The 20,877-nt window shown below is 70.6% G+C and carries 17 protein-coding genes and 1 other RNA gene; 8 read left to right on the plus strand and 10 right to left on the minus strand.

The annotated features are described in order from the left end of the window. The coding region (locus A5706_RS04065) for a CYTH and CHAD domain-containing protein (protein WP_068127304.1) at positions 1-1,251 on the plus strand (1,251 nt) is incomplete at its 5' end. Between the two features lie 17 nt (positions 1,252-1,268). On the opposite strand, the gene rnpB is transcribed toward A5706_RS04065, so the two are convergent. After that, positions 1,269-1,669, minus strand: an RNA gene (rnpB, locus tag A5706_RS04070) — RNase P RNA component class A. Between the two features lie 113 nt (positions 1,670-1,782). On the opposite strand from rnpB, the gene A5706_RS04075 reads away from it, so the two are divergent. Together A5706_RS04075 and A5706_RS04080 are read left to right on the plus strand one after the other, a co-directional pair. Continuing rightward, positions 1,783-2,952 carry a cytochrome P450 gene (locus A5706_RS04075; RefSeq protein WP_068127307.1) on the plus strand — a complete coding sequence of 390 codons (1,170 nt, stop codon included), beginning with the start codon at positions 1,783-1,785 and terminating at the stop codon, positions 2,950-2,952. Continuing rightward, positions 2,949-3,143 carry a ferredoxin gene (locus tag A5706_RS04080; protein WP_068127308.1) on the plus strand — a complete coding sequence of 65 codons (195 nt, stop codon included), beginning with the start codon at positions 2,949-2,951 and terminating at the stop codon, positions 3,141-3,143. Before A5706_RS04075 ends, A5706_RS04080 begins: the two co-directional genes overlap by 4 nt. 3 nt (positions 3,144-3,146) lie before the next feature. Here A5706_RS04080 and A5706_RS04085 read toward each other — a convergent pair whose 3' ends face one another. After that, a complete protein-coding gene (locus A5706_RS04085) occupies positions 3,147-4,229 on the minus strand; it encodes a zinc-binding dehydrogenase (protein WP_068127382.1) in 1,083 nt (360 codons plus the stop codon). A 75-nt stretch (positions 4,230-4,304) separates the two neighbouring features. Here A5706_RS04085 and A5706_RS04090 point away from each other — a divergent pair, with 75 nt between their 5' ends. Beyond that, a complete protein-coding gene (locus A5706_RS04090) occupies positions 4,305-5,789 on the plus strand; it encodes an aldehyde dehydrogenase family protein (protein WP_068127310.1) in 1,485 nt (494 codons plus the stop codon). Here the strand turns inward: A5706_RS04090 and A5706_RS04095 are convergent. Further along, complete coding sequence (locus A5706_RS04095; protein WP_068127311.1) at positions 5,786-9,256, minus strand: AAA family ATPase; 3,471 nt, start codon at positions 9,254-9,256, stop codon at positions 5,786-5,788. The genes A5706_RS04090 and A5706_RS04095 overlap by 4 nt on opposite strands. A gap of 359 nt (positions 9,257-9,615) precedes the next feature. On the opposite strand from A5706_RS04095, the gene A5706_RS04100 reads away from it, so the two are divergent. After that, positions 9,616-11,127, plus strand: coding sequence for a molybdopterin-dependent oxidoreductase (locus A5706_RS04100; RefSeq protein ID WP_068127384.1), 1,512 nt, complete (start codon positions 9,616-9,618; stop codon positions 11,125-11,127). A 1-nt stretch (position 11,128) separates the two neighbouring features. Here the strand turns inward: A5706_RS04100 and A5706_RS04105 are convergent, their stop codons facing one another. Continuing rightward, the gene (locus A5706_RS04105) at positions 11,129-11,329 is read right to left on the minus strand and encodes a hypothetical protein (RefSeq protein WP_068127313.1); all 201 of its coding nucleotides are present in this window, start codon (positions 11,327-11,329) and stop codon (positions 11,129-11,131) included. A 221-nt stretch (positions 11,330-11,550) separates the two neighbouring features. Between A5706_RS04105 and A5706_RS04110 the strand changes: the two genes are divergently transcribed. Next, a complete protein-coding gene (locus A5706_RS04110; RefSeq protein ID WP_068127315.1) occupies positions 11,551-12,789 on the plus strand; it encodes a cytochrome P450 in 1,239 nt (412 codons plus the stop codon). Positions 12,790-12,792: 3 nt separating this feature from the next. Here the strand turns inward: A5706_RS04110 and A5706_RS04115 are convergent, their stop codons facing one another. Next, positions 12,793-13,041: a hypothetical protein gene (locus A5706_RS04115; RefSeq protein ID WP_068127316.1), complete on the minus strand. Its 249-nt coding sequence runs from the start codon at positions 13,039-13,041 to the stop codon at positions 12,793-12,795. A gap of 193 nt (positions 13,042-13,234) precedes the next feature. Here A5706_RS04115 and A5706_RS04120 point away from each other — a divergent pair, with 193 nt between their 5' ends. Together A5706_RS04120 and A5706_RS04125 are read left to right on the plus strand one after the other, a co-directional pair. After that, positions 13,235-14,425, plus strand: a complete 1,191-nt coding sequence (locus A5706_RS04120; RefSeq protein WP_068127318.1) for an amidohydrolase family protein — start codon at positions 13,235-13,237, stop codon at positions 14,423-14,425. Between the two features lie 11 nt (positions 14,426-14,436). Further along, a complete protein-coding gene (locus tag A5706_RS04125; RefSeq protein ID WP_068127321.1) occupies positions 14,437-16,158 on the plus strand; it encodes an amidohydrolase family protein in 1,722 nt (573 codons plus the stop codon). A 24-nt stretch (positions 16,159-16,182) separates the two neighbouring features. Here the strand turns inward: A5706_RS04125 and A5706_RS04130 are convergent, their stop codons facing one another. The 5 genes from A5706_RS04130 to cobC all read right to left on the minus strand — a co-directional run bounded on the left by A5706_RS04130 (position 16,183) and on the right by cobC (position 20,874). Further along, entirely contained in the window at positions 16,183-16,710 is a 528-nt protein-coding gene (locus A5706_RS04130) for a TetR-like C-terminal domain-containing protein (protein WP_231985022.1), read from the minus strand. A 78-nt stretch (positions 16,711-16,788) separates the two neighbouring features. Further along, positions 16,789-17,901, minus strand: coding sequence for a bifunctional RNase H/acid phosphatase (locus tag A5706_RS04135; protein ID WP_068127324.1), 1,113 nt, complete (start codon positions 17,899-17,901; stop codon positions 16,789-16,791). Further along, entirely contained in the window at positions 17,898-18,635 is a 738-nt protein-coding gene (locus A5706_RS04140) for a zinc ribbon domain-containing protein (protein WP_068127326.1), read from the minus strand. The genes A5706_RS04135 and A5706_RS04140 overlap by 4 nt, the downstream gene beginning before the upstream one ends. Further along, a complete protein-coding gene (locus tag A5706_RS04145) occupies positions 18,632-19,795 on the minus strand; it encodes a Nif3-like dinuclear metal center hexameric protein (RefSeq protein WP_068127327.1) in 1,164 nt (387 codons plus the stop codon). The genes A5706_RS04140 and A5706_RS04145 overlap by 4 nt, the downstream gene beginning before the upstream one ends. Then, on the minus strand, positions 19,792-20,874 hold the full coding sequence (gene cobC, locus A5706_RS04150; RefSeq protein WP_255406292.1) for an Rv2231c family pyridoxal phosphate-dependent protein CobC: 1,083 nt from the start codon (positions 20,872-20,874) through the stop codon (positions 19,792-19,794). Before cobC ends, A5706_RS04145 begins: the two co-directional genes overlap by 4 nt. Positions 20,875-20,877: the final 3 nt, after the last annotated feature.

Below are 20,877 nucleotides of genomic sequence, written 5' to 3' on the forward strand. Positions count from 1 at the left end.
GAGGCGCGCACCGAGGTTCGCGCACCGCTGGACGCCTCAGAGCCCGACACCGTGCCGGGCGAGTTGCGGGACGTGGTGCTGGCCATCGTCCGGGAGCGCCCGCTCGTACCCGTCGCCCGGATCAGCACCGAACGCGAGACCCAGGTCCTCTACGGCGCGGACGGGGCGGCGCTGGCCGAGTTCAGCAACGACCACGTCACCGCATGGGCGGCCGGCGACCCCGACGCGCAGCCCGCCGAACAGGAGTGGCGCGAGTGGGAACTCGAGCTCGCCGAGGGCAACGGCGCGGCCGACGCCGAGCTGCTGAGCCGGTTGAGCAACCGGTTGCTGGACGCCGGTGCCGCGCCCGCCGGTCACGCCTCCAAGCTGGCCCGCGTGCTCGGCACGCCGGCGCGTCCCGACGGCGCGGCCGAGCCGGCCGACCCGGTGCACCGGGCGGTGGCCGAGCAGGTCGGCGAGCTGCTGGTGTGGGATCGGGCGGTGCGCGCCGACGCCTACGACGCGGTGCACCAGATGCGGGTGACCATCCGCAAGATCCGCAGCCTGCTGGCCGACTCCGGTGACTCGTTCGGGTTGTCGGAGAACGCGTGGATCCTCGACGAGCTCCGCGAGCTGGGCAACGTGCTGGGCGCGGCCCGCGACGCCGAGGTGTTGGCCGAGCGCTACCAGCAGGCGTTGGACAAGCTGCCGCCCGAGCTGGTGCGCGGACGCATCCGCGAACGCCTCGTCGACGGGGCCCGCCGCCGCTACCAGACCGGGTTGCGGCGGTCGCTGATCGCGATGCGCTCGCAGCGATACTTCCGGCTGCTCGACGCCCTCGAGGCCTGGGTGGCCGAAGCTCCCGCGGCGGTTCCGGGCGAGGAGGCTGCGCCGGTGACCCTCGATGCGGCTTACCGCAAGGTCCGCAAGGCGGCGAAGGCCGCCGCCCAGGTGGAACCCGGCGACGAGCACGAACGAGACCTGGCTCTGCATCGAATTCGCAAGCGCGCCAAGCGACTTCGCTACACCGCCGCGGCCACCGGCGCCACGCAGGTGTCCGAGCAGGCGAAGGTCATCCAGACGCTGCTGGGCGATCACCAGGACAGTGTCGTCAGCCGCGAGCACCTGGGCCACCAGGCCGAGGCCGCGCACACCGCCGGCGAGGACACGTTCACCTACGGGCTGCTGTACCAGCAGGAGGCCGACCTCGCCGAACGGTGCCGCCAGCAACTCGACGACGCGCTGCGCAAACTCGCCAAGGCGGTGCGCTGACCGCCGGAAGCGGTGGGCGGACGAGTTGGCCTGTAAGCCGGATTCTGTTCCCCGCCGCCGCGGCATAAGCAACGGCGGCGGGGCGGCGACCATCCATCTGGACACACCGTTGCCGGGTGCCTCGAGCGGCCTACCCGCAGGCTCGGGCGAGCAACCCTCGAACGCCTGCGCGGCCGCACCTTTCGATGCGGCCTTCTTGGCCTTGCTTCGGGTGGGGTTTGCCTAGCCACTCCGGTCACCCGGAATGCTGGTGCGCTCTTACCGCACCGTTTCACCCTTACCACCGCGAGGGTGGCGGTTTGTTTTCTGTGGCACTTTCCCGCGAGTCACCTCGGATTGCCGTTAGCAATCACCCTGCTCTGTGAAGTCCGGACTTTCCTCGACTCGACATGCGAGCCGCGGCCGCCCGGCCAACTCGTCCGCGACGGTCCACGGTACTCGCTGGAGAATCTGCTGACCAGCGGCATTCGGGCATATCAGCAATTACCTAATCATTGCCTAAATAGCGAAGTTGGTGTCACATTGAACCTCATGACAGAAACCGAAGGGTATGTCGATCAGGCATTCGCGGGACTCGCCGACCCGCAGCCGATGTACAAGGCATTGCGCGAAACCACCCCGGTGTTCCGCTCGCCAACGGCGTGGGTTCTCAGTCGTCTGGCCGACATCGAGATGGCCCTCAAACGCACCGAGTTGTTCTCGTCGAACATGGACGCCGTCGACCTCGGCAACGTCCGACCGATGATCCCGCTACAGATCGACCCGCCCGATCACGCGAAGTACCGCCGCGTCCTCGACCCGCTGTTCACCCCGCGGGAGATGGCCCGGCGCGAACCCCGCGTCAGCGAGCTGGTCAACGAGATGATCGACCGCTTCGCCGGTCGCGGCGAATGCGACTTCCACGAGGAGTTCGCCGTCCCCCTCCCCTGCACCGTCTTCCTGCAATTGCTCGGCCTGCCGCTGGAGGACCTCGACCAGTTCCTGGAGTGGAAGGACGGCATCATCCGCCCGCCGGGCGACTCCGGCTACGACCGCCGCCACGAGTCCGGTGCTCCCACGGCGCAACAGATCTACGAGTACTTCGACCGTGCCATCGACGACCACATCGCCAGCCCGCGCGACGACGTGCTGTCCGCCATGATCGCGGCGAACGTGGAAGGCAAACCGCTGACGCGCGAGGAGCTGCTCGACATCTGCATCCTGTTCCTGATCGCCGGGCTCGACACCGTAACCGATTCCCTGGACTGCTTTTTCGTGTTTCTGGCCCGCCACCCCGAGCACCGTCGCCAGCTCGTCGAGCGGCCCGAGATCCTGCCGAGCGCCATCGAGGAGCTGTTGCGCTGGGAGACGCCCGTGCCGGGCGTGGCGCGCGTCGCCATCCAGGACACCGAGGTGGGCGGATGCCCGATCAGCAAGGGCGAACGGGTCAGCCCGCTGCTCGGCGCGGCCAACACCGACCCTGCCGAATTCCCCGATCCGGAGGTCGTGGACTTCACGCGTAATCCGAACCGGCACCGCGCCTTTGGCGGTGGCCCGCACCGCTGCCTGGGGTCCCACCTCGCCCGCATGGAGCTGCGGGTGGCGCTGCGCGAATTCCACCGCCGCATCCCGAATTACGAGGTCAAGCCAGGCACGCAGCTGACCTATACCGCCGCGCTGCGGTCGGTGGAGTCGCTGCCGCTGGTGTTCCCGGCGTCATGACCCGCATCACGGTCGACGCCGACCGCTGCACGGGACACGGCCGCTGCTACACGTTGGCGCCCGACGTCTTCGACGCCGACGACGTGGGCCACTGCGTGGTGCTCGTCGAGGAGGTCTCGGGCGAGCTCGAGGCGCAGGCCAAGACCGGGGAGCAGAACTGCCCGGAGCAGGCAATCACGTTGTTGCCCTGACGATTACGCGAAGCACACCACGCTGCGGGCGCCGCGCCCGGCGGACATGTCGGTGAACGCCGCCTCCACGTCGTCGATGCCGATCCGCCGCGTCACCAACGCTTCGAGATCGAGCTTGCCGCGCTGCGCCAGCGCGGCCAGCACCGGGATGTCGCGCGCCGGATCGCTGGCGCCGTAGACGCTGCCCTGGATCACCTTGCCGTCGGCCATCAACGACAGCGCGGGAAACGTCACCTCCTCCGCGATGCCGGCGGCGCCCACCAAGGTCACCTTGCCGCCGCGGCGGGTGGCCTCGTAGGCCAGACGCATGGTCGCGGGCTTGCCCACCACCTCGATCCCGTGGTCGACCCCGAGGCCCCCGGTGAGGTCACGCACCGCGGCGACGACGTCGGCGTCGCTGGCGTCGATGGTGTCGGTTGCCCCGTTGGCCACCGCGGCCGGAAGCTGGCCGGCGGCCCGGTCGGCGGCGATGATCGGCGCCGCACCGGCCAGCCGCGCACCCTGGATCGCGGCCAAACCCACACCGCCACAACCAATTACGAGCACGCTCTCCCCCGGGCGCACGGCCGCGGTGCGCATCACCGCGCCGACCCCGGTGGTGACGCCGCAGCCCAGCAGCGCCGCGAGGTCGAGCGGCAGCGACTCGTCGACCCGCACCACCGCCGCGGCCGGCAGCAGCGTCTCCTCGGCCAGCGACCCGACGCCCATTCCCGGCCACACCGGCGCGCCGGCGCCCTCCGCGTACGGGCCGCCGTAGGCGTGGTCGTAGCCGTGCACACACAGCTGCGCCTCCCCGCGCAGGCAATGCGGGCAGGAGCGGCAGGGCACGTTCCACGTCAGCACCACGTGGTCCCCCGGGCTGACGGCGGTGACGTCGGCGCCCACCTCGGCGACGATCCCGGCGCCCTCGTGCCCGAGCGTCGACGGCAGCAGCGTCGGTATCGCCCCGTCGCGCAACGACAGATCGCTGTGGCACACCCCGCTGGCGTGCAGCCGCACCCGGACCTCGTGGCCGGCCAGCGGCCGCAGCGCGAGCTGCTCCACCGCCGTGGGCCGTCCGACCTCGCGCAGCACGACCGCTTTCATCGGACCAAAAATGTGATCGGCGTCATAGCGACTTACCATGGCTGGACAACCGCACCGGGTCAAGGGAGACGGGCGATGACAACTACGGTCCACCAAGCGTCGGCGACCGATTCGGTCCTGACCATCGGCGGCCAGCCGCAGGAAGGCGGCGCGGGAACCTACCCGTTGCACAACCCGGCCCGGCCGGCCGAGATCGTCGGCCACGCGCCCGCCGCCGACCGTGCCCAACTGGACGCCGCGGTGTCGGCGGCGAAGCGGGCGGCGCCGGAATGGCGGGCGCTCGGGGTCGCGGAGCGGGTCGCCGCCATCTCGGTCGCCGCGGCCACGGCCGCCGAACAGCTGGCCGCCCGCGACGGCGCGCGGCTGTACACCCGCGAGCACGGCAAGGTGCTCACGGAGGCGAACTTCGAGATCAGCACCGGGCCGGGCCTCGCCGCGCTGATCGGCTCGATGGCCGAGGCGGCACTGGCACCCGAGCAGGTCGACCCGGGCTCCGTTTACGCTCGGCTGCACCGAGAGCCGTTCGGCGTGGCCGCGCTGGTGCTGCCTTTCAACTGGCCGCTAGCGCTGACGATGACGAAGCTCGCGTCGGCGCTGACGGCGGGCAACACCGCCGTCGTCAAGGTTCCGCCGAGCTGCCCGCTGGCGGCGCTGCAGCTGGCCGGGGCGGTGGCCGCGGCGCTGCCGCCGGGCGTCGTGAACGTGTTGTCCGGACCGGGCAGCGAGCTGGCGCAGGCGCTGGTCACCCACCCGGGCATCGACCTCATCTCGCTGACCGGCGGCGTCGCCACCGGGCGCGCCGTCATGGCGGCCGCCGCCGCGCGGCTCACCCCGGTGCTGCTCGAGCTCGGCGGCAACGACGCCGCGATCATCGCCCCGGACATCGAGGTCACCGACGAGCTGGTGGAGCGCCTGGTGACGGCGACCTACACCACCGGCGGCCAGGTCTGCATGGCGATCAAGCGGCTGTACGTGCCCGCCGCCAAGGTCGGTGAGCTGGCCGAGGCGGTGCTCGCCCGCGGCGAGCGCGAGGTGATCGGTGACGGCCTCGCCGACGAGACCACGCTCGGTCCGCTGCACACCGCCGCCGGGCGCGACAGGGTCGCCGCCCTGGTCGGTGACGCCGAGGCCCAGGGCGCGTCGGTGCGCACCGCGGGGCGGATCCGCGAGGCCGACGCCGACTCGGGTGGCTACTTCGTGCTGCCGACCGTCGTCACCGATCTCGCCGCCGATTCGCGGCTGGCCACCGAGGAGCAGTTCGGCCCGGTGCTGCCGATCTTCGGTTACGACGACATCGACGACGCCGTAACCGCCGCCAACGCAACGGAATTCGGCCTCACCGCGTCGGTGTGGACCGGTGACGACGCGCTCGCCGACCGGATCACGAGCCGCCTCGTCGCGGGCACGGTCAGCGTCAACTGCCATGGCCTGGCCGCGCAGGACCCACGCCTGCCGTTCGGCGGCTGCGGGCAGTCGGGGCTCGGCCGGGAACTCGGCGTCGACGGGATCCGGGCGTTCACCCAGCCGCGGACGTTCGTCCGCCATCCGGTGCCGAGTTAGCCACTGCCCGCGATCGGCAGTCCCGGGCACAGCTTGACGTAGCCCATGTCGGGCGACACCCAGTCGCGCCACTGCTGACGGCTCATGTTCGAGGTCAGCTTGGCGCACAGCATCTCCGGCGACGCATCCGCCGGCCATAGCCGCACCGTGGTGTCGGCGCCCGCGGAGGCCAGCCGTTGCCCGTCGGGGCTGAACGCCACGCTGAGCACCGGGCCCGTGTGGCCCTCGAGGTAGGCGCCGAACGGCTGACCCGTGGTGGCGTCCCAAAGTTGCAGCGTGCCTTCGCTTTCCGCGGTGGCCAGCCGGCGTCCGTTGGGACTGAAGGCCACGGCGTTCACGGTGTCGCCGGTTCCTCTGAGGGGGTCGCCGACCGGTTGTCCGGTTCCCGCGTCCCACAGCCGCACGGTCTGGTCGCCGCTCGCGGTGGCCAGCCGGCGGCCGTCCGGGCTGAACGCCACGCTGAACACCGGGCCGGCGTGGTCGGCGAGGACGGCGAGCGATTGGCCGGTGCCGGCATCCCAGAGCCGCACCGTCTGGTCGACACTGGCCGAGGCCAGCCGGCGGCCGTCGGGGCTGAACACCACGCTGTCCACCCTGCGGGTGTGGCCGGTGAGGGCGATCGATTTGCCGGTCGCGGTGTCCCACAGCCGCACCGTCTGGTCGTCGCCTGCCGACGCCAACTGGCGGCCGTCGGGGCTGAACGCCACGCTGAGCACGGGGCCGGTGTGGCCGCGCAGCGGCGCGCCCACCGGTTGGCCGGTCCCGGCGTCCCACAGCCGCACCGTCTGGTCATCGCCCGCCGAAGCGACGCGCCGCCCGTCGGGGCTGAACGCCACGCTGTTCACGTTGCCGGTGTGGCCGCGCAGGGGCGCGCCCACCGGTTGGCCGGTGCCGGGGTCCCAGAACCGCACCGTCTGGTCGTCGCTGGCCGAGGCCAACCGGTGCCCGTCGGGGCTGAACGCGACACTGTTCACTTTGCTGGTGTGGCCGACCATCGGTGCGCCGAACGGCAGGCCGGCGTCCCACAGCCGGACCGTGGCGTCGCTGCTGGCGGTGGCCAGCCGGCGCCCGTCGGGGCTGAACACCACGCCGTTGACGATGCCGCTGTGGCCGACGAGCAACGGGCCCCGGTCCTGGCCGTTGTCGGCGTCCCACAGCCGCATGGTCTGGTCAGCGCTGGCGCTGGCCAACCGGTGTCCGGCGGGGTCGAACGCGACGCTTTGCACCGGCCCGGTGTGACCGGTGAGTGGCGCGCCCACCGGTTGACCGGTGTCGGCATCCCAGATCCGGACCGTCGTATCCATGCTCGCGGAACCCAGCCGGTGACCGTCGGGGCTGAACGCGACGCTCAGCACCGGGCCGATGTGGCCGACGAGAGGTGCGCCGACCGGTTGGCCGGTCCGGGCGTCCCACAGGCGCACCGTCTGGTCGTCGCTCGCGGTCGCCAGGCGCTGCCCGTCCGGGCTGAACGCCACACCGACCACAGAGCCCGTGTGACCGACGAGGCGGAGCCCCGGGGAGTAGCCAGTCCGGACGTCCCACAGCTGCACGGTGCGATCGCTGCTCGCGGTGGCCAGCCAGTTCCCGTCCGGGCTGAACGCCACGCCCAGCACCGAACCGGTGTGACCGCGGAGGGGGGCGCCGACCTGATGGCCCGTGTCGGCGTCCCAGATCCGGACGGTCTTGTCCATGCTCGCGGAAGCCACCCGGCGCCCGTCGGGGCTGAACGCCACCCCGATCACGTTGTCCTGATGACCGGTCATCGGCGCGCCGACCTGTTGCCCGGTCGCGGCGTTCCAGACGCGCACCGTTTTGTCGAGGCCCACGCTGGCAAGCCGGCGCCCGTCGGGGCTGAACGCCACACCGTTCACCGCGCCGGTGTGGCCGGTGATGATTTTCAGGGTGCTGGCTCGTTGGGCCACCGCGGTGTAGAGCGGGCCGTCGTCGGCGGGGGTGAGCAGGGCGCGCGCGGCGAGGATCTGCTGGAAGGCCCGCGCGTCCCCGCCGGGCTGGGTGCCGGCCAGCATGTCCTGCGCCTCGGCGATCAGAATCTGGCGCTGGGTGAGCAGCTTCTGGTGCAGCTGGCTCTGCGCCTCGTGTCGCGCTTGGACGGCCTGCAGACCGAGCATCACGGCAACGAGGGCGACGACGGCGGTGAGCGCCAGCGCGGCAGCGAGGATCCGTAACCGTTTTCGTAGGGCAGCCGCGCGCCGCTGGGCGGCTTCGAGCCCGACTTGCGGGCCGTCGGCGCGGGATGCCAAGGCGGCCTTGGTCTTTCCCGTGCGCCGCCGGTCCCGGTGTTCGCGAACCGCGTCGGTGAGCACATCATGCGTCAGTTCGATGCGTTGCGCGCCGTGGCGTTCCTCCAGCCGTAGCAGCCGCGACCCGATCAGCCGCGTCAGTTCGTCCTCGGTCAGCCGCGACGGCACCGCTTCCTCGCGGACATAGCTGTCGCGGAATCCCTTCTCGGTGATGAGCTCGGACTCGATGAACTGCGCGACGCGCGGGGGAAGGTCGCGCACGCACGACAGGTAGTAGTTCGACAGGATGTCTCGCCTGGCGTCCTGGACCAGCCGGTCGTCGAAGTGGCTCTGGCCGCGTCGCTTCCGCTCCTCGTTGAGCTCGCGGCAGAACAGGCTGAGCAGCGCGGGTTCGACCTCCAGGGCGTCGAAGTCGTCGGCGGGACGATCGACGTCGGCAAACGGGACGCCGCGGGCGCGGTGCAGGTCCTCGCCGGCGACGATCCCCACCACCCGGCGCGCCAGCGAACGGGACATCAACTCTTCGGCCGGCTTGTGCACCGCGTCGACCGCCTCGCTCGTCCCCATCGGCAACAGGCGCATCCGCGACTGCCCGAGCGACGGGATGAGCTGGCGCCAATCGTCCAGATCGACGACGGATTCCTCCCGCAGGCAGATCAGTAACTTGTAACTGCCGTTCCGTTCGGCCAGCTCACCGAGCTCATCCCGGAATTCCCGAACGAGATCGGCAACCCGCTGCGCGGGCGTAACGAGTTCCTCGAACTGGTCGACAACGATCACCGGCGTCAGTAGCTCGCCCCGCTCGCTGCGGAGCTCGAAGTCGTCGCGATGCAGATATTCCGAAAGGGATTCGTCCTCCGCAGGCAGCACCGGATCGGGCACCTCGGCCTGAATCGAATCCAGCAGTGATCGCCGCAATTGACGACTCAGCGGTGCGGCGCCCGGCGCAACGTCAAAGCGCACATAGACCGGCAGAATGTCGTTGTCGCGCAGTAACGGGAACAGCCCCGCTCGCAGCAACGACGTCTTGCCGACGCCGGACCGTCCGTACAACAGGGTGATCGGAGCGTCCAGAACGCAGCTCAACAGCGTCGTCGATTCGTGGCCACGCCCGTGGAAGAACGCGCTCCCGTATTCCTCGAACGACTCGAGCCCCGGCCACGGGTTTTCGCTGTCGAGCTGTTCGGCCGCCGTCGCGCGCGTCATAACGCGTCACCAAACCCCAAGCGCCCGAACACATCCGGAGCCCGCAGCGCTCCGCGCCCCGCATTCGCCAAGACGACCGGAATCGACGAACGGATCGTTCGGCGGATCGCGGTCAAGTCTTACGCTCCCATGCGTCCCCCGGGCCTACAAAAGCCCAAGATATGCGGATGGCCAGGGTGTCGGAGGCTAAATCACTTTTTTCATATCTGCAAGCCCAGGCGGGTATCTCGGCTGTTTCTAGGCTAGCCGTGCGGCGGGGTCACCGGTTTTCCTGCACGGCAAGGTGTTTGCGGCCCTCCGAATCGGGCGGCGAACGCGGGTAGAGTGGCTCAGTGGCCGTCGCCCCGTCGAACGAGCGGATGATCGCAGGCGTCGCCGCCGCGTCCGTCTCGCTCGGGGTCGCCCAGCTGGTGGGCATCCCATTCGGCGCGCAGGCCGACGCGCGTGCCGCGATCGGCGCGGTGGCCGTCGACGTGACGCCCGGGCCCGTCAAAGAGTGGGCGATTCAGACCCTCGGCTCCCTGGACAAGCCCTTCGTGGCCGTCGTCGTGCTCGTGGCGATCGCCACGATCGCCGCCATCGCGGGAAGCTTCGAGACTGCGCGCCGCCCCGTCGGGAGCGTCACGATCGCAGTGGCGGGCGTCCTCGGATGCCTCGCGGTCTTGTCACGGCCGGGCACGACGGCCGTCGACACGATCCCGACGCTCGTCGGTGCCGCCTGCGGCGTGGCGACCCTTCGTTTGCTGAGCCGTCGGATCTGGTCGGGGTCGGACGGCGGGGCCACCGACGACGACCCGGACGCGGGCAGGCGCAGGCTGGTCATGCTGGGGCTGCTCGGGTTCGGGGTGGTCAGCGGCGTGGCGGGTGCGGTCGTCACGCGGTTGGTGCATTCGGTGGCCGCCGACCGCACCGGCTTTGCGCTTCCCCGCCCGCGCACGCCGGCGCCACCGATTCCCGCCGACGTGCAACCGAACGGCGTTGCGCTGCCGAGCTTTATCACGCCCAGCGCCGACTTCTACCGCGTGGACACCGCACTGACCGTTCCGCAGCTCAGCCACGGCGACTGGCGGCTGCGCATCCACGGCATGGTGGACCGCGAAACCACCTACAGCTTCGACGACCTGGCCCGCTTCGACGTCGTCGAAACGGTGACGACGCTGACCTGCGTATCGAATCCCGTTGGCGGAAACCTGATTTCGACCGGTGTCTGGACCGGCTACCGGGTGGCCGATCTGCTCGCCGCGGCCGGGGTGCACGCGGACGCCGACATGGTGCTCTCGACGTCGATTGACGGGTTCACCGCGGGCACGCCCGTTCAGGCGCTCACCGATGGCCGCGCCGCGCTGCTGGCGGTGGGCCTGAACGGTCAGCCGCTGCCAATCGAGCACGGCTACCCGGCCCGGCTGGTGGTACCCGGGCTCTACGGCTACGTGTCGGCGACCAAGTGGGTCGTCGACGTGGAGCTGACCCGCTTCGACAGGGCGAAGGCGTACTGGACGCGGCAGGGCTGGGCGCCGCGCGCGCCCATCAAGACCGAGTCGCGCATCGACGTGCCGAAGGATGGTCAGCAGGTGCCCACGGGTCCCGTGGTCTTCGGCGGTGTCGCGTGGGCGCAGAATCGCGGCGTCCGGGCGGTCGAGGTCCTCATCGACGACGGGGTCTGGCAGCCCGCCGAGCAGGGCGCCAGTTATTCCAACGACACGTGGCGGTTGTGGCGATTTCCGTGGCAAGCGAAAAGCCCTGGGAGGCACACCATCACCGTGCGCGCCACCGACAACACCGGAGCCACCCAAACGGCGGACCAGGTCGGCAGCGTCCCGGACGGCGCCACCGGCTGGCACACAGTGGACTTCACCGTCGTGCAGGCGTGAACTACTTTGCCGAAAGCTTCCGCCAGCTGAACACCACGATCGCGAGGCCGACCAGCACCGTGATGGGCCCGATGATCGACCAGGTCGTGGTGTTGCTCATCGGGCTACCGAGGAGCACCCCGAATCCCTGCAGCGCCCAGATCAGACCGAACAGCGCGACCAGCAACCCGAACGCGAGCGTAACCACGAAAGTCCTTCGCATAGGGGCAGGCTACGCGCCGCGTCGAGTGTGCGGTCAAGGCTTCCCGTGTGCACTGGCGGCGGAGAATACGCCGAATCCCCACCCTGGGCTCACGCTCAAAGCCCTGATTGCACAACCGCCGAACGCACCGAAACTGAGGTAGTCCACTACGCGTGTGATGCGGTCCCCCGCCGCCAAGGCTTGTGGTGAAAGCACTTCACCGCCGACCTCTGGGGACCACCATGACCATCACGGTTGATGCACCGAGCTACCCGAGCGTGTTCGATGCCGGCCTCCCGAGGATCAACTACGAGCACTGCCAGAGCCTGGATGGGGCGCACGAAATCCTCCGGGCAGCGCGACGCCAGGCCCCGATCGCCCTCAGCCCGCACGGGCCGGAGCTGCTGACGTATGAACTGGTCAAAACCGTGCTGCGCGACCCCCGATTCCGGATGCCGCAAGGCATGTTCCTGGCTTCCCAAGGCATCACCAGCGGCCCGTTGTGGCAGCGCGTCGCGACCAGCTTGATCAGCCTCGACGGGCCCGAGCACCAACGGCTGCGACGACTGGTGTCCCAAGCCTTCACGCCGCGCGCCACCGCACGGCTGCGCACGACCATCGTCGATGTGATGACCGAGCTGGTGGACCGCCACGCCGCTACGGGACGCTGCGAGGTCGTCACCGGCATCGCTCGGCAGTATCCGATCCCGATCATCTGCGCACTGTTGGGCGCCCCGGCCGAGGATTGGCAGCTGTTCTCGGACTGGACCGACGACGTCTTCAAGGCGTTCAGCTGGGAGGTTGCCGCTCACGAGCGGACCATCCTGGCCGCATGGCAGGATCTCGACGCCTACATCGACGACATGGTCGCCCAGCGGCGCCACCGGCTCACCGACGACCTGATCTCCGAGCTCATCCGGGCCGAGGACGACGGCGATCGCCTCAGCGCCGACGAACTCCGAATGCTGGCGGCCGGCCTGCTGGTCGCCGGCACCGACACCACCCGCAACCAGCTGGCGGCGTCCGTGCAGGCGCTGTGCGAGCACCCCGATCAGTGGGAGCTGCTGGCCCAGAATCCCGAGCTCGCCAACAAGGCGGTCGAAGAGACGATGCGTCATTCACCGATCGCGGCGGCGACCCTGCGCACCGCCCGGGAGGACGTCGAAATCGCCGGGTTCATGATCCCGGCCGGCACGCTGGTCATCGCCAACACCGCCGCCGCGAACCGCGATCCCGCCGTGTACGACGAACCCGACCGCCTCGACATCACCCGGGAAGGCGCACCGCCGATGCAGACGTTCGGCGCCGGCATGCACTACTGCCTGGGCGCCAACCTGGCCCGACTCGAGCTGGCCGAAGCGCTGGCGATCATGACCCGGCGCATGCCCAACGCCCGACGGACCGGTCCGGCCCCATGGAAGCCCCTCGACGGACTGAGCGGTCCCGTGGCACTGCCGATCCAATTCGATCCGGGACATTGATCGCTATCGCGCGGTTCGGATGACGAACGCATCGATGCTCTCGTCGTAACCGACCATCTCGTCCACGAACAGTTCCCCGACCGTGTGGCCGTCCTCGGCAACCGCGATAAAGCGCGCTGCCTCCTCGTCGTATGTCACCGACCCTTGCACGAACATCGCCGCCACCTCGTGCCCGTCGGCTCCGAAAACGACAAGCTTCAACCCTCCGGCATCCTTGACGTACTGCGCCGCTTCGGCACGGGTCTTGGCCATCGCTTGGGTTTCCTTCCGCTGGTGGGCGCGTTGAGTGTGCGCTGACGGCTTCGAGTGTGCGCTGGTGGCCGCAGATCCGCGAAATCTCCGCCATGGACTCCCACGGAAAGCCGTCGGCACACGCCCAGTCAACTTTATATTGATTGCATAGATAGCATTGACAGCGCCGGAAATCCGACGATAGTCATCAGGTATGGCGCTGCTGCCAGACCCTGATCCCCGGCAGCGACAGCACGTCGTGATCTCGGTGGACGACCACGTCATCGAGCCGCCCGATCTGTTCATCGGCCGGCTGCCCGCGGCGCTGTCCGACCGCGCCCCGCGGGTCGTCGAGACGGACGACGGGCGCCAGGTGTGGCGCTACGAGGGCCGCGAGTATCCCAACATCGGCCTCAACGCGGTGATCGGACGACCCCGCGAGGAATGGAGCATGGAAGCCGCCCGGTTCGACGAAATGCGGCCCGGCTGTTGGGATGTCGACGCCCGCATCGCCGACATGGACCTCGCCGGCATCTGGGCGTCGCTGAACTTCCCGTCGCTGATCGCCGGGTTCGCCGGCACCGTCTTCTGGAAGAGTGACGACCTGGAGCTGGGCCTGGCCACGCTGCGGGCCTGGAACGACTGGCAGCTCGAGGCGTGGGCCGGCGCCTACCCCGACCGGATCATCCCGCTGCAGCTGCCGTGGCTGGCCGACCCCCAACTCGCGCCCGAGGAGGTCCGGCGCAACGCGGCGCGCGGCTTCAAGGCGGTGAGCTTCCCGGAGCTGCCGGCCCAATGCGGGGTCGGAAGCCTGCACAGCGGCGTGTGGGATCCGTTCTTCGCCGCCTGCGAGGAGACCGGCACCGTGGTGTGCCTGCACACCGGCTCCGCGCAGTGGGCGCCAATCCCCGCCCCGGACACGCCTTTTGAAACCATCACCACCCTGTTCCCGGTGAATGGTCTGGTCGCGTGCGCGGACATGCTGTGGTCGGGGATCCCGGTGCGGTTCCCGGGGCTCAACATCACGCTGGCCGAGGGCGGTCTCGGCTGGGCGGCCATGCTCGGCGACCGCGCAGATTACGTTCTGGCGCACTCCGCTTCGGGCCACGAGGGCGGCGCGTGGAAGAGCGACCTGCTGCCCAGCGAGGTGCTGCGGCGCAACTTCTGGTTCTGCTCGATCGACGACCCGCACGCGTTCGGCGCGCTCGACGCGATCGGGGCCGACCGCGTCCTGGTCGAAAGCGACTACCCGCACGCCGACTCGACGTGGCCCGACACCCAGGAGGTGGTGGCGCGCAACGTCGCGGGCCTGTCGGCGGAGGACGCGGCCCGGATCACCCACCGCAACGCCGCACAGTTGTTCGGCCACCCGCTGCCCGACGACGGGTGGCTCGCCAGAACGTAGGAGGCCCGCACGTGCTTGACTTGTTGATCCGCGACGCCGAGATCGTCGACGGCACCGGCGCGCCCGCCCGCCACGGCGACGTCGGCGTCAGCAACGGGCGCATCGTCGCCGTCGGTGACGTCGACGAGATGGCCACCAAAACCGTTGACGCCCAAGGGCAGACACTCGCGCCGGGGTTCGTCGACCTGCACACCCACTACGACGCGCAGCTGTTCTGGGACCCGACCGCCAGCCCGTCGGTGCAGCACGGCGTCACGACCGTCTTCGGCGGCAACTGCGGGTTCACGCTGGCGCCCGCGGCGCCCGACCAACACGACTACCTCACCCGGATGCTGGCGCGGGTGGAGGGGATGCCGCTGGACGCGCTGCGGGCCGGCCTCGACTGGGGCTGGGCATCGTTCAGCGACTGGCTGGGCCGCCTGGAGGGCCACACCGCGGTCAATGCCGGTTTCCTGGTTGGCCATTCGGCGCTGCGGCTGGCCGCGATGGGCGCCGACGCCGTGGGCGGCGAGGCCACACCGGAACACATCGACAAGATGGTCGCGGTGTTGCACGACGCGCTGGCCGCAGGGGCGCTCGGGCTGTCGACCTCGCAGTCGCCCACCCACAACGACGGTGCCGGGCAACCGGTTCCGTCGCGCAGCGCTTCGCGCGACGAGCTGGTGACACTCGCGGGCGCACTCCGCGACCATCCGGGCACCACACTGGAGGCCATCATCCCCGGCTGCCTGTCCGGCTTCACCGACGACGACATCGCGCTGCTGACCGACATGTCGGTGGCCGCGGACCGCCCGCTGAACTGGAACCTGCTCGGCGTCTCGGCGGCCAACCCGGCCGGGCACGAAAAGCAGTTGCGCGCCTTCGACGCCTCGGCCCGACGCGGCGGCCGGGTGGTCGCGCTGACCCTGCCGCAGGCCATGAAGATCCGGCTGTCTTTCCTGTCCGGCTTCGTCCTCGACGGGCTGCCGGGCTGGCGCGACACGATGCACCTGCCGGTGCCCGAACGCCTTGTCGCGCTTGCCGATCCGCAGGTGCGCCGCCGCCTCGCCGAGGGCGCCGCGTCCAAGGAGGCGGGCATGCTGCGCGGGCTGGCGCAGTGGGACCGCCTCGTCATCGTGGAGACGTTCGCCCCCGCGAACGCCGACGCGACCGGCCGCAGCGTCGGCGCGATCGCCGCCACCCGCGGTGGCGAACCCTTCGACACGCTGCTGGACATCGTGATCGCCGACGAGCTGCGCACCGGCCTGTCCCCGCCGCTGACCGGCGACGACGCGGCCGACTGGCGGGCGCGCGCCGAAGTGTGGCACCACCCGGGTGCGGTAATCGGCGGCTCGGACGCCGGAGCCCACCTCGACATGATGTGCGGCGCCATCTACACGACGTCGCTTTTGGGCCGGGGCGTCCGCGAGCATCAGGTGGTGACGCTCGAGGAGGCGGTCCGGCTGATCACCGACGTGCCGGCCCGGTTCTACGGGCTGACCGAACGCGGCCGCATCGAGCCCGGCTGGCACGCCGACCTGGTGCTGTTCGACCCGGCCACGGTCGACCACGGGCCCGAGCGCACCCGCTACGACCTGCCCGCCGGCGCGCCGCGGCTGGTCGCCGACGCGTTCGGCATCACCTCGGTGCTGGTCGGTGGCGTCGAGGTGTGCCGCGACGGCGGCGCCACCGGCGCCCTGCCCGGGACCGTGTTGCGGTCCGGCCGCGACACCGAGACGGTCACGCCCTCGTGACGCCGGCCGCCCTGCCGGTCGAGTTCACTCCCGCTTGACCAGCGCGTGCCAGGCCATGTCGGCGACCGCCTCGCCGTAGCGATCGTCGATAGGCAAATCGGAGTAAAGAACGCGAACGTTCAGCGGCGCCAGCACGATTTGCACGGCCGCCAGGGTGTTCACCCCGGCACGCAGTTCGCCGCGTTCCCTGGCCCGGTCGATGACCGCGCGTAAAGCAGCAAACCGTGCCTGCCACACCAATATTCGGGTTTCTTCGTCGTGATGGCCGGGACGTTCCATGACGAGCGCCCGCGTGAAGGCGCGACCCTCCGCGGAGTTGAGCCGCGCAATCGCTCTTCGCGCGAACGCCAGCAGGTCTGAACGCAACGAACCGGTGTCCGGTACCGCACTGAAGGCCTCGGCGTCGGCGAGGGCCGCATCGACGATGAGTCGCTGCCGGCTGCCCCAGTAGCGGTAGACCATCGCGGGATCGAGGTGATGGCGCTCGGCCATCGCCTCGATGCTGAACCGCTCCACACCCCAGCGGACCAGCTCATCGAGCGCCGCCGGCATCACCCGCGCCCGGACATCCGCGGGGACGGGCTCATCGAGTGGCTGAGACGGCTGCATCGATCGACCCCTATCGCCCGCCTACAAGTAGCCCGTCTGGTTCACCAGCCGCACCGACGATGCCCCATCCGAATAAAACTCTGCGATGCTCAGCGAGGCCAGGTCAAGATGCAGCCGGTAAAGGATCCCTGGCCCCGCGTCCAGCGCCAGCCGCAGCAGCATCTTGATCGGCGTCACATGGGACACCACCAGCACCGTCGCGCCCTGGTGTGCTTCCATGACCCGTTCGCGCACCCGCAGCACCCGGTCGAGCACGGCGTCAAAGCTTTCGCCGCCCGGCGGAGTCGTGCCGGTGTCGCGCAGCCACCGCCGGTGCAGTTCCGGATCACGTTCGGCCGCTTCGGCGAACGTCAGCCCCTCCCACGCCCCGAAATCCGTTTCGATCAGGTCGTCGTCGACCGTGACGTCCAGCCCGAGCGCCTTGGCGGCCGTCGCCGCGGTGTCGTAGGCCCGTTGCAGCGGCGAGGAAATCACCGCGGCGATCCCGCCGCGCTCCGCCATGTAGCGCGCCGCGGCCCCCGCCTGCTGGCGTCCCACCTCCGTCAGCGCCGGGTTGCCGCGCCCCGAGTAGCGGCGCTCCACCGACAGTTCGGTCTGCCCGTGCCGCAGCAACAGCAGCCGGGTCGGCGTGCCCCGCGCCCCGGTCCAGCCGGGCGACGTCCTGGCCTCGGCCGCAACACTTTCCGTAGGCTCGGCCGGCGCCTCGGATTCCACCGAGTCGTCGCCGATATCCGCCGCGGCGTCCATCGCCTCGTTCGCCAGCCGATCGGCGTGCGAGTTCTGGGCCCGCGGCACCCAGGCGTAGGAGACCCGGTCGAACCGCGACGCCAGCTTTCGGGCCTGCGCATGCAGCTCGATCAGGTCGGGATGTTTCACCTTCCACCGCCCGGACATCTGCTCGACCACCAGCTTGGAGTCCAAGAAGGCCGCGACCTCGGTGGCACCCATTTGCAGCGCGTCGTCCAAACCGGCTATCAGGCCGCGGTATTCGGCGACATTGTTGGTCGCCACGCCGATGGCCTGTTTCGTTTCGGCCAGCACCGTCGAGCGGTCCGCGGTGCGGACCACCGCACCATACCCGGCCGGTCCGGGGTTGCCGCGCGACCCCCCGTCGGCTTCGACGATGACCTTCACTGGTCGAACCCCTTGACCCGCAACAGGATCGCACCGCACTCCGGGCAGCGCACCAGCTCGTCTTCCGGGGCGGCCGAGATGCGGGACAGTTCGCCGCGGCCGATCTCGATCCGGCAGGCGCCGCAGCGATGCCCGAGCAACGGCCCGGCCCCCGGACCTCCCCTGGCGCGCTGCCGCTCGTACATGGCGGACAGCGCGGGATCCAGCTCCGCGGACACGGCGTCGCGTCGCGACGAACGAGCCTGGCGGGCCTCGTCGATCTCGGCGATCGCGGCGTCGAGGGCCTGCTGGGCGCCGGCCAGTTCGGACTGCAGCGCCTCGACGGCCCGCTGCTCGCTGTCCAGCTGGGCCTGCAGCTCCTCGCGGCGTTCCATCACCTCCAGCATCGAGTCCTCGAGGCTGGTTTGACGCCGAAGCAGGGTCTCGAGCTCGTGCTGCAGATCCGACAGTTGCTTGGCGTCGGTGGCACCGGATTTGAGCATCGAGCGGTCCCGGTCCTCGCGTTGCCGCACCGCCTCGATCTCCGACTCGAACCGCGACACCTGGGCGTCCAAGTCTTCCAGCGCAATTCGCAGCGCACCCAGCCGATCGGCGGCCGCGGTGTGGTCGGCGCGGATCCGCTCCACGGCCTCCTGCTCGGGCAGATGGCTGGCCTGGTGCGCGATGCGAGACAGCTCGGCGTCCAGTTTCGACAACTCGAGTAGCGAAAGTTGCTGTGCGACCTCAGCTTTCATTGCTGTTCTCCCCGTCTCTCCCCGTCTCCCCCGGTCTCAGCCACCTGCTCCAGCGTCCAAGGGTCGGTGCGGATGGTGCACACCCGCACGGGCAGCGCCTCCCCGAAACGGGACCGCAGTATGCCGGCGGCCTGCTCGCACCAGGGGAATTCGCTGGCCCAGTGCGCCACGTCGACCAGGGCCACGTCCGATGCCCGGCGATGCTCGTCGGCGGGATGGTGGCGCAGATCGGCGGTCACATAAGCCTGCACGTCCGCGCGGGCCGCGGCCGCCAGCAGCGAATCCCCGGCGCCGCCGCACACGGCGACCCGCGACACGGGCGCGTCGGGGTCCCCGGACGCGCGCACGCCCCACGAGGTCCGCGGCAGCGCGGCGCCGACACGGGACACGAAGCTGCGCAACGATTCCGGTCGCGCCAGCGTGCCGATGCGGCCCAGCCCCGCGTCGCCGGGCGGGGGCACCAGAGCGAAGATGTCAAACGCGGGCTCCTCGTACGGATGGGCGCCGCGCATCGCCGCCAAGACCGCTGCCCGGGCCCGCGCCGGTGCGACCACCTCGAACCGCTCCTCGGGGACCCGTTCGACGCTGCCGACGCTGCCGATCGCCGGCGAGGCGCCCTCGTGCGGCAGGAACTGCCCGATGCCGCTCACGCTCCAACTGCAGTGCGAATAGTCGCCGATGTGGCCGGCGCCGGCCGCGAACACGGCCTCACGCACCGCCTCCGCGTTCTCCGTCGGCACGTACACGACCCACTTGTCCAGACCACCCGCCGCCGCGAGCGGTTCGAGCACCGCGTCGACGGTCAGCCCGAGGGCCTCGGCAAGCGCGTCGGACACCCCCGGCGAGGCGGAGTCGGCGTTGGTGTGCGCGGTGAACAGCGATCGCCCGGTGCGGATCAGGCGGTGCACGAGCGCGCCCTTCGGCGTGCTGGCCGCCACGGTGTCGACCCCGCGCAACAGCAACGGGTGATGCGCCAGCAGCAGTCCGCCGTCGGGAACTTCGTCGACGACGGCCGGCGTCGCGTCGACGGCGACGGTCACCGAGTCCAGCGCGTCGTCGGGGTCGCCGCACACCAGGCCGACCGAATCCCACGATTGTGCGAGATCCGGCGGGTACGCCTCGTCGAGCACCTCGATCACGTTGGCCAGCCGCACGCTCACCGCAGCGCCTCCGCGATGGCCTGGATCAGCAGTGGCCAGTCCCGTCGCACCGCCGCCCGCAGGTACCGGCCGTCCAGGCCGACGAAGGTGTCACACCGGCGAATGGCAATCCCCTTGCGCTCCAAGTCGTTTCGTATCCGGTCGGCGTCGGGCAGGCGGAACAGCACGAACGGGCCGCGGCCGTCGACCACGTCGGCGCCCACCGATGCCAGGCCGGCCACCATCTCGGCGCGCAGCTCCGCCAACCGCAACGCACCGGCCGCCGCCTCGGCGACGGCCCGCGGCTCGCAGCAGGCCGCGATCGCCGTCAGCTGCAGGGTCCCCACCGGCCAGTGCGCGCGCTGCGCGGTCAGCCGCGCCAACAGCTCCGGCGCGCCCAGCGCGTAGCCCACCCGCAAGCCGGCCAGCGCCCACGTCTTGGTCAGGCTGCGCAGCACCAACACGTCGGGCAGCGCGTCGCCGGCCAGCGACTCGGGCTCACCGGGGACGGAATCGGCGAACGCCTCGTCGACCACCAGGATCCGGCCGGGCCGGCGCAGCGCCAGCAGCTGCTCCCGGGTGTGCAACACCGACGTGGGGTTCGTCGGGTTGCCGACCACGACGAGGTCCGCATCGTCGGGAACCAACGCGCCGTCCAGGCGGAACGGCGGCCCCAGCACGACGTGCCGCACCGGCACCCCGGCCGCGCCCAGCGCCACGGCGGGCTCGGTGAACGACGGCGCCACGATCGCCGTCCGCGCCGGGCGCAGGTTGGGCAGCAACGCGAAGCCCTCGGCCGTGCCGGCCAGCGGCAGCACCTCGTCCCGGCTGCGACCGTGCCGCTCGGCGGCCGCGTCCTGCGCCCGGTGCGTGTCCGCCGGGCCCGGGTAGCGCGCCAGGTCGGGCAGCCGCGCGGCCAGCCGGCGCATCAGCCACTCCGGCGGCTGCGCGTGCCGGACGTTGACGGCGAAGTCGAGCATCCCAGGCGCCACGGCCTGGTCGCCGTGATAGCGCGCCGCCGCTGGCGGGCTCGGGTTCAGAGTCGCCATCCGAGAAACACTAGTGGGCCGCGCTGAGCGCGTGCGGCCATCTAGGACAATGGT

Origin of the sequence: Mycobacterium sp. E796, assembly GCF_001672815.1 — a bacterium.
Lineage (GTDB): Bacteria > Actinomycetota > Actinomycetes > Mycobacteriales > Mycobacteriaceae > Mycobacterium.

What these genes read in the sequence shown, in the direction of transcription:
- A5706_RS04075 (WP_068127307.1), top strand. Translation starts at nt 1,783, where the DNA reads ATGACAGAAACCGAAGGGTATGTCGATCAGGCATTCGCGGGACTCGCC.
- A5706_RS04080 (WP_068127308.1), top strand. Translation starts at nt 2,949, where the DNA reads ATGACCCGCATCACGGTCGACGCCGACCGCTGCACGGGACACGGCCGC.
- A5706_RS04085 (WP_068127382.1), bottom strand. Translation starts at nt 4,229, where the DNA reads ATGAAAGCGGTCGTGCTGCGCGAGGTCGGACGGCCCACGGCGGTGGAG.
- A5706_RS04090 (WP_068127310.1), top strand. Translation starts at nt 4,305, where the DNA reads ATGACAACTACGGTCCACCAAGCGTCGGCGACCGATTCGGTCCTGACC.
- A5706_RS04095 (WP_068127311.1), bottom strand. Translation starts at nt 9,256, where the DNA reads ATGACGCGCGCGACGGCGGCCGAACAGCTCGACAGCGAAAACCCGTGG.
- A5706_RS04100 (WP_068127384.1), top strand. Translation starts at nt 9,616, where the DNA reads ATGATCGCAGGCGTCGCCGCCGCGTCCGTCTCGCTCGGGGTCGCCCAG.
- A5706_RS04105 (WP_068127313.1), bottom strand. Translation starts at nt 11,329, where the DNA reads ATGCGAAGGACTTTCGTGGTTACGCTCGCGTTCGGGTTGCTGGTCGCG.
- A5706_RS04110 (WP_068127315.1), top strand. Translation starts at nt 11,551, where the DNA reads ATGACCATCACGGTTGATGCACCGAGCTACCCGAGCGTGTTCGATGCC.
- A5706_RS04115 (WP_068127316.1), bottom strand. Translation starts at nt 13,041, where the DNA reads ATGGCCAAGACCCGTGCCGAAGCGGCGCAGTACGTCAAGGATGCCGGA.
- A5706_RS04120 (WP_068127318.1), top strand. Translation starts at nt 13,235, where the DNA reads ATGGCGCTGCTGCCAGACCCTGATCCCCGGCAGCGACAGCACGTCGTG.
- A5706_RS04130 (WP_231985022.1), bottom strand. Translation starts at nt 16,710, where the DNA reads ATGCCGGCGGCGCTCGATGAGCTGGTCCGCTGGGGTGTGGAGCGGTTC.
- A5706_RS04140 (WP_068127326.1), bottom strand. Translation starts at nt 18,635, where the DNA reads ATGAAAGCTGAGGTCGCACAGCAACTTTCGCTACTCGAGTTGTCGAAA.